Origin of the sequence: Arthrobacter ipis (assembly GCF_014694315.1) — a bacterium.
Lineage (GTDB): Bacteria > Actinomycetota > Actinomycetes > Actinomycetales > Micrococcaceae > Arthrobacter > Arthrobacter ipis.
The window spans coordinates 318,374-324,767 of record NZ_JAAOXD010000002.1 but is presented as its reverse complement, the minus strand read 5'-3'; the positions used below and the strand labels follow the sequence as shown (position 1 = coordinate 324,767).

The 6,394-nt window shown below is 65.3% G+C and carries 6 protein-coding genes; 2 read left to right on the top strand and 4 right to left on the bottom strand.

Annotated elements, in window-relative coordinates:
• The coding region (locus tag G9E11_RS07005) for a phage holin family protein (protein ID WP_190604200.1) at positions 1-392 on the bottom strand (392 nt) is incomplete at its 3' end.
• Complete coding sequence (locus G9E11_RS07000; protein WP_190604198.1) at positions 389-1,204, bottom strand: hypothetical protein; 816 nt, start codon at positions 1,202-1,204, stop codon at positions 389-391. The genes G9E11_RS07000 and G9E11_RS07005, both read right to left, overlap by 4 nt.
• Before the next feature lie 233 nt (positions 1,205-1,437).
• On the opposite strand from G9E11_RS07000, the gene G9E11_RS06995 reads away from it, so the two are divergent.
• On the top strand, positions 1,438-2,286 hold the full coding sequence (locus G9E11_RS06995) for a DUF2382 domain-containing protein (RefSeq protein ID WP_190604196.1): 849 nt from the start codon (positions 1,438-1,440) through the stop codon (positions 2,284-2,286).
• 70 nt (positions 2,287-2,356) lie between these two features.
• On the opposite strand, the gene G9E11_RS06990 is transcribed toward G9E11_RS06995, so the two are convergent.
• Both G9E11_RS06990 and G9E11_RS06985 read right to left on the bottom strand, forming a co-directional pair.
• Positions 2,357-3,070 (bottom strand): hypothetical protein, encoded by a 714-nt coding sequence (locus tag G9E11_RS06990; protein WP_190604194.1) that lies wholly within the window; start codon positions 3,068-3,070, stop codon positions 2,357-2,359.
• A 122-nt stretch (positions 3,071-3,192) separates the two neighbouring features.
• Complete coding sequence (locus G9E11_RS06985) at positions 3,193-3,777, bottom strand: histidine phosphatase family protein (protein ID WP_190604192.1); 585 nt, start codon at positions 3,775-3,777, stop codon at positions 3,193-3,195.
• Positions 3,778-3,992: 215 nt separating this feature from the next.
• Here G9E11_RS06985 and katG point away from each other — a divergent pair, with 215 nt between their 5' ends.
• Positions 3,993-6,287 carry a catalase/peroxidase HPI gene (gene katG, locus G9E11_RS06980; RefSeq protein WP_190604191.1) on the top strand — a complete coding sequence of 765 codons (2,295 nt, stop codon included), beginning with the start codon at positions 3,993-3,995 and terminating at the stop codon, positions 6,285-6,287.
• Positions 6,288-6,394: the final 107 nt, after the last annotated feature.

The following is a 6,394-nucleotide window of genomic DNA, read 5'->3' as shown; positions in this document are numbered from 1 at the left end:
TCCTTGGCTGTCTCCATGGTTTGGGGCATGCCTTTGATGGTTTTGAGTTCCTTGCGTCCGATGGAGGCGAGGATCGCGGCGATGATGCCCCAGAGGATGGCGACGACGACGGCGGACCAGCCCAGGCCCATGAGTTCGCCGAGGGCGTACCAGAGGGCGATAGAGAGGAACAGGAGCACGAAGTGCCCGGCGACGCCGGCGCCGGCGAGCATGCCGCCGCCCTTGCCGGCGCGGGTCCCGGACTGTTTCAGTTCGGCTTTGGCGAGTTCGATTTCCTGCCGGATCAGGGTGGACAGGTCCCTGGTGACCTCACCGAGGAGGTCACCCAGGGAGGTGGTGTCGGCCTTCGCGTGCGCCTCCGTGGGAGGGACATCAGGGATCTGGCTGCTCACAGGGGACGACCCCCAGCCTCAACATAGGGATCGTCAATGTCCCGCAGTGCACCTGCCGATGATCCGGTGGGAAGGGACTGCGTGGAAGCGGGTCCCGTGCCCGAGATGCTCGGCTCGCCAAGAGCGGGTCCGCCGAGGCTGGCCGGGTCATGGAAGGGCTCGCCTGTGCCAGCCGTGACGCTACTCTCCGTTGCGGCGGGCCGGGCCGGTCGTGCCGAAGCAGTGCCGGTGGCGGTCCGGGTGTCCGGGGCGCCGGCCTGCAGGCTGCGGCCCAGGCGGCCGGCAAGGAGGCCTGCGCCTGCTGCGAGGAGCAGAAAACTGCCGGGGCGCTGGCGGGCAAACGACTTAACTTCGCCCAGCAGCGAGCCGGGGTCGCGGTTATCCAGCCACGATGCGACCGATTCGGAGCGGTCTGCGGCCTGCCGGATCAGGTCCGAGGCAACGCCCTGCTGGTCCGGTGCGTCGGCCATGGTGCGCAGCTGCGAGGAGATGGTGCGGATGCCCTCGGCTGCCTTGGTCTGCTGGGTGCCGGCCTGGCTGGTCAGGTCCGACTTCGCCTGGTGCAGCAGGTCCTTGGCGCTGTTCTTTGCCTCGTAGGCGACGTTCTTGGCCTCGGACGCGGCCGTTCCGGCCACGTTCCGGGCAGCGCCGGCAGCCTGTCCTGTAACATTCGCGGCTTCATCCTTCGCCACGTCCTTCTTTGAGGTGTCATCGCCCGTGTAGTCGGTGGTGCCCGTGTAGTCGGTGGTGCCCGCGCCGGTGGTGCCCAGGCCGGGAGCGGGCACGCCGGTGCCGTATGCGTTCTCGGTCATCGTTGCTCTCTTTCCTTGAGGATGAAGAACCAGCGGTGCTGGATCGGCAGCAATCCTGATTACCCGAAGATAGTAAGCACACTTGGTATTTCCCCCGCAAGGGCGTGCGACGTAATGCACAAAATTGATAAGCATGCTTGCCAACACCATGCTAAGCATGCTTATTGTATTGGGGTGCGGCGTCCTGCAGGGAGGCGCTGCGAACCCAAGCATCTGAGATCCAAGGAGACTTCATGCTCACCACGGAAAACATTGATGACCTGCTGCAGCGGAACGGAAACGTCCTTTCTGCAGACGGGGACAAGATCGGGTCAGTGGGCCAGGTCTACGCCGACGACGCCGACGGGCAGCCGACCTGGGTGACGGTCAAGACCGGACTGTTTGGCACCTCCGAATCCTTCGTCCCGCTGCAAGACGCCCGTCTTGAAGGCAGCGATGTTGTGGTTCCGTACACCAAGGACCAGGTCAAGGACGCGCCCAGGGTGGATACGGACGGCCACCTTGAGCCGTCGGAAGAGGACCGCCTTTTCGGCCACTACGGCCTCGACGGACACCAGAACTACACGGACACGGGAACCCGCGGGGACGCTGGTTATGCCGATACGGGCACTGCGACGTACAGCGGCACCCGCACCGGCACGGCTGACGCCACCGGCACGGCTGACACCACCGGGACGGTTGGACGTGACGCGTCCGGGCCCACCACGGATGACGCGATGACCCGCTCGGAGGAGCGCCTGAACGTCGGCACGGAAACGCAGGCCGCCGGACGTGCCAGGCTTCGTAAGTACGTGACCACGGAGAACGTCACCAAGACCGTTCCGGTCCAGCGCGAGGAGGTCCGCATCGAGCGCGAACCCATCACGGAGGCGAACCGCGGTGCGGCCATGTCAGGGCCCGATATCAGCGAGGAGGAACACGAGGTGACCCTCCACGAGGAGCGCCCCGTGATCGAGAAGGAAACCGTTCCGGTCGAGCGGGTCCGGCTCGGCACGGAAACGGTGACGGACGAGGTGACCGTCGACGAGGAAGTCCGAAAGGAACGCATCGAAACCGACGGCATCGACGACGTGCGGCGATAGCAGATAGCAGTAGCTGGAAACCGTGAAAGCCGGGGCCGGATTCCGGCCCTGGCTTTCACGTTGCTTCCCCCTAGGGCAGGTTAATGTTGGTGAGTTCTGAGCGTTTGCCGCTTGGTTCCTCAACCAGGACCATCGAGCTCACCTCGGGGCAGTAGTACTTGTGCTCCCGCGAGTTGAACTCCAGCGGCGTCCAGTCGTCCACCTTGACGCAGTCTTTGTAGGTGCCCATTGTCGTCGTGACGGTCTGGCCTGTGGCGATGGTGTCCCGCATATCTTCCGCGTGCCCCAGGTAGTACTCCTGCCGGTAGGTGTCGCCCACGCGCTGTTCGGCCTTCATCCAGATGCCGGCCTTTGCCCCATCCTGCCCGTGGAGAAAGCTGCCGGAATGATTCTGCAGTTTGCCGTCCTTGTAGTTATCCACGTCCTCGCCGAAGTACCACACATCGCCGTTCTTGTGCTGTGCCAGGTAGTCCTTGGTCTCCTCAACGAGCTGCCCGTTCTTGAATTCCCTGTCCAGGTAAATGATCGTTTCGACGCCCTCAATGACCCGCTTCTCCGGCAGGATCTCGATTTCGATCCGGTCGCCGCCAGTTCCATAGGTCATCTTCTTGCCGACCGGAAGGGCGAAGTACTTGTTGGTTATTTTCGTCGTGAAATTCGCCGGCGTGATCTGCGGGTTGTAGTCGGCAGCCCGGCTTCTCAAATTATTAAAGTAAAGAAATGCCGCCCCGCCGGCGACCAGCAGCAAAACGATGATCCCCAAAAGTATGGTTCGCGGCTTCATATCCCGGCCCCACTCCTCGTTGAGTAGAAACTCTTTGCCGGTCCGGAGCGCCTGTGCTGCCCGGCCCATAGGAAAAAGGTAGTCCTGTCGGGCCCCCGGGGACAGGGACAGCAGCAATTTTCCTAGCTGCGGGCGGACTCCACTACCCGTTCGCCATTGAAGTATTCGAGCTCCCAGCCGTCCACGGCGTGGTGGTGGGCAAGGTTGAGCACGGCGTTGTCGATGCTTGCGAGGGTGCTCCCGATGGCACGGCTCAGGGTCAGGCGGAGGAGCGTGCCGTGGGCGACGACCAAAACGCGGCGTCCGCGGAACTCCTCGGCCAGGGCCTCCAGGGCGGCCAGGCCGCGGGAGCCCGCTTCGTCGTCGCTTTCCGCCCCGCGGAAGCCGCCGGGGATGCGCAGTGCCTCCAGTTCCGGGCCCGCCTGCAGGCCCTCCGCGGGCCCGAAGCTGCGCTCGGCGAGCTCCGGCACACGCCGGGCCACCGTGAGTCCGAGGCCGGCGGCGATCAGGTCTGCGGTTTCCGCCGCACGGCTCAGGGGCGAGGACACGACCATGTCCCATTCCTGGCCCGACAAAACGGCGACGGCGTCGCGCGCCTGGCCGCGGCCAACGTCGTTCAGTGGAATGTCACTGGATCCCTGCAGCCGGCGCTGCGCATTCCAGTCTGTCTGGCCATGGCGGATGAGGGCGAAAGTCGTGAGGGTCATGCCTTCCATTGTGCCCGAGAGGCGCAGGACCTTTCCCCTCCGAGACGCACAGGAGTTTGTGCAGATAATGGGCGTTCGAGGCAGGTTTGGCCCCTTTATCTGGACAAAAACCCGGGAGGAGGGGCTCTCACCGAGCCACCCGCCCATGGTCCAATAGGAAGGTTAGACCGGCTGCCCGAGTCCGACCGCGGCCTCGGCCATATGGAAGGAAGCACATGACCGATCGCCAGGACCATCCTCCGGTTCCCACGCCAGGAAGTGCCCAGGGTCTGGACCGCAAGGTTGAAGGTGGCTGTCCGGTTGCCCATGACAGCGCGACCTCGCACGGCAGCGAGAGCGAGAACCCGGCGATCGACTCGCCGCAGCCGAAGGGGCACCGGCCCCGGACGAACGCGGACTGGTGGCCGAACCAACTTGATCTCTCGGTGCTCCATGCGAACCACCCGGCGGGCAACCCGCTCGCCCATGGCTTCAGTTACCGGGAGGAGTTCCAGAAACTCGACGTCGAGGCCCTGAAGCAGGACATCACTGAGGTCCTGACCACCTCGCAGGACTGGTGGCCGGCGGATTTCGGCCACTACGGCGGCCTGATGATCAGGCTGAGCTGGCACGCTGCCGGCACCTACCGGGTCCAGGATGGCCGCGGCGGTGCGGGTGAGGGCAGCCAGCGCTTCGCGCCGCTGAACAGCTGGCCGGATAACGCGAACCTGGACAAGGCCCGGCGGCTGCTGTGGCCGGTGAAACAGAAGTACGGCCAGAAAATCTCGTGGGCTGACCTGCTGGTCCTCGCGGGCAACGTCGCCCTGGAGTCAATGGGCTTCAAGACTTTCGGGTTCGCCTTCGGCCGCGAGGACGTGTGGGAACCCGAGCAGATCTTCTGGGGACCGGAGGACACCTGGCTGGGCGACGAGCGCTACATCGGCGAAGGTGCCATGGCGGAGGAGGTAGGTTCCACCGAGATGGGCCTGATCTACGTCAACCCCGAGGGCCCGATGGGCAACCCGGATCCCAAGCTCGCTGCGGCGTTTATCCGCGAGACCTTCAAGCGGATGGCGATGAACGACGAGGAGACCTTCGCACTGATCGCCGGCGGGCACACGTTCGGCAAGACCCACGGCGCCGGTGATGCCGACGCGCACGTGGGCCCCGAGCCGGAGGCCGCGAACCTGGAGGAACAGGGGCTGGGCTGGATCAGCACCCACGGCAGCGGCAAGGGAGGCGACACAATCACCTCCGGGCTCGAGGTCACCTGGACCGACCGGCCGACGGAGTGGAGCAACCGCTTCCTGGAGATCCTGTTCGAGTACGAGTGGGAGCTCACCAAGAGTCCGGCCGGCGCCAACCAGTGGGTGGCCAAGGACGCCCCGCAGATCATCCCGGACGCGCACAATCCGGAGAGGAAGCACCGGCCGACCATGCTGACGACGGACCTGTCACTGCGCTTCGATCCGGCCTACGAGAAAATCGGGCGCCGTTTCCTGGAAAACCCGGACGAGTTCGCGACGGCATTCGCCAAGGCCTGGTACAAACTGCTGCACCGCGACATGGGTCCGGTGGGCCCGCACCTGCTCGGACCCTTTGTCCCGGAACCGCAGCTCTGGCAGGACCCGATCCCGACGGCGGACCACGAGCTGATCGGCGGAGAGCACATCGCGTCCCTCAAGGCCCAGCTCCTGGACTCGGGCCTCTCCGTCTCGCAGCTCGTCACCACGGCGTGGGCCGCGGCTTCCACGTTCCGCAAGACCGACAAGCGCGGCGGCGCCAACGGCGCCCGCATCCGCTTGGAGCCCCAGCGCGGCTGGGAAGTCAACCAGCCCGGAGAGCTGGGGGCTGCGCTGCAGGCCATCGAGGGGGTGCAGCAGCAGTTCAACAGCGGCCAGAACGGTGGCAGGAAGGTTTCGCTGGCGGACCTGATCGTCCTCGGCGGCTGCGCGGCCGTGGAGAAAGCCTCGAGCGACGCGGGTTTCAACATTTCCGTGCCGTTCCGGCCAGGCCGGGCCGACGCCTCCCAGGACCAGACCGACGTCGAGTCCTTCCAGTACCTGCAGCCGCGGGCGGACGGGTTCCGCAACTACGTGCGGCCCGGCGAGAAGCTTCCGCCCGAAACCCTCCTGCTCGATAAGGCCTATCTGCTGGATCTCTCCGCACCGGAGATGACCGCGCTCATCGGTGGCATGCGTGCGCTCGGCGGCAACGTGGGCGGTTCCACGCATGGTGTGCTCACCGACCGGCCCCAGGTCCTGACGAACGACTTCTTCGTCAATCTGCTCGCACCGGCCACCCGGTGGAAGGCTTCGGAGACGGAGGAGAACGTCTACGAGATCAGCGATGTGGCTACGGGGGAGCTGAAGTGGACCGCCACGCCGGTCGACCTGGTCTTCGGCTCCAACTCCCAGCTCCGCGCGCTGGCCGAGGTCTACGCGAGCGACGACGCCAGGGAGAAGTTCGTGAACGACTTCGTCGCGGCGTGGGTGAAGGTCATGGAGCTCGACCGCTTCGACCTGCGCTGACCTTAGAGCCCGCTATCTGTACAAAAACTCCGGAGGAACTAAGGGGGTACGACGACGGCCGGTCACCTTTTGCGGTGACCGGCCGTCGTCGGGGTTCTGAGGAAGAA

What these genes read in the sequence shown, in the direction of transcription:
- G9E11_RS07000 (WP_190604198.1), bottom strand. Translation starts at nt 1,204, where the DNA reads ATGACCGAGAACGCATACGGCACCGGCGTGCCCGCTCCCGGCCTGGGC.
- G9E11_RS06995 (WP_190604196.1), top strand. Translation starts at nt 1,438, where the DNA reads ATGCTCACCACGGAAAACATTGATGACCTGCTGCAGCGGAACGGAAAC.
- G9E11_RS06990 (WP_190604194.1), bottom strand. Translation starts at nt 3,070, where the DNA reads ATGAAGCCGCGAACCATACTTTTGGGGATCATCGTTTTGCTGCTGGTC.
- G9E11_RS06985 (WP_190604192.1), bottom strand. Translation starts at nt 3,777, where the DNA reads ATGACCCTCACGACTTTCGCCCTCATCCGCCATGGCCAGACAGACTGG.
- katG (WP_190604191.1), top strand. Translation starts at nt 3,993, where the DNA reads ATGACCGATCGCCAGGACCATCCTCCGGTTCCCACGCCAGGAAGTGCC.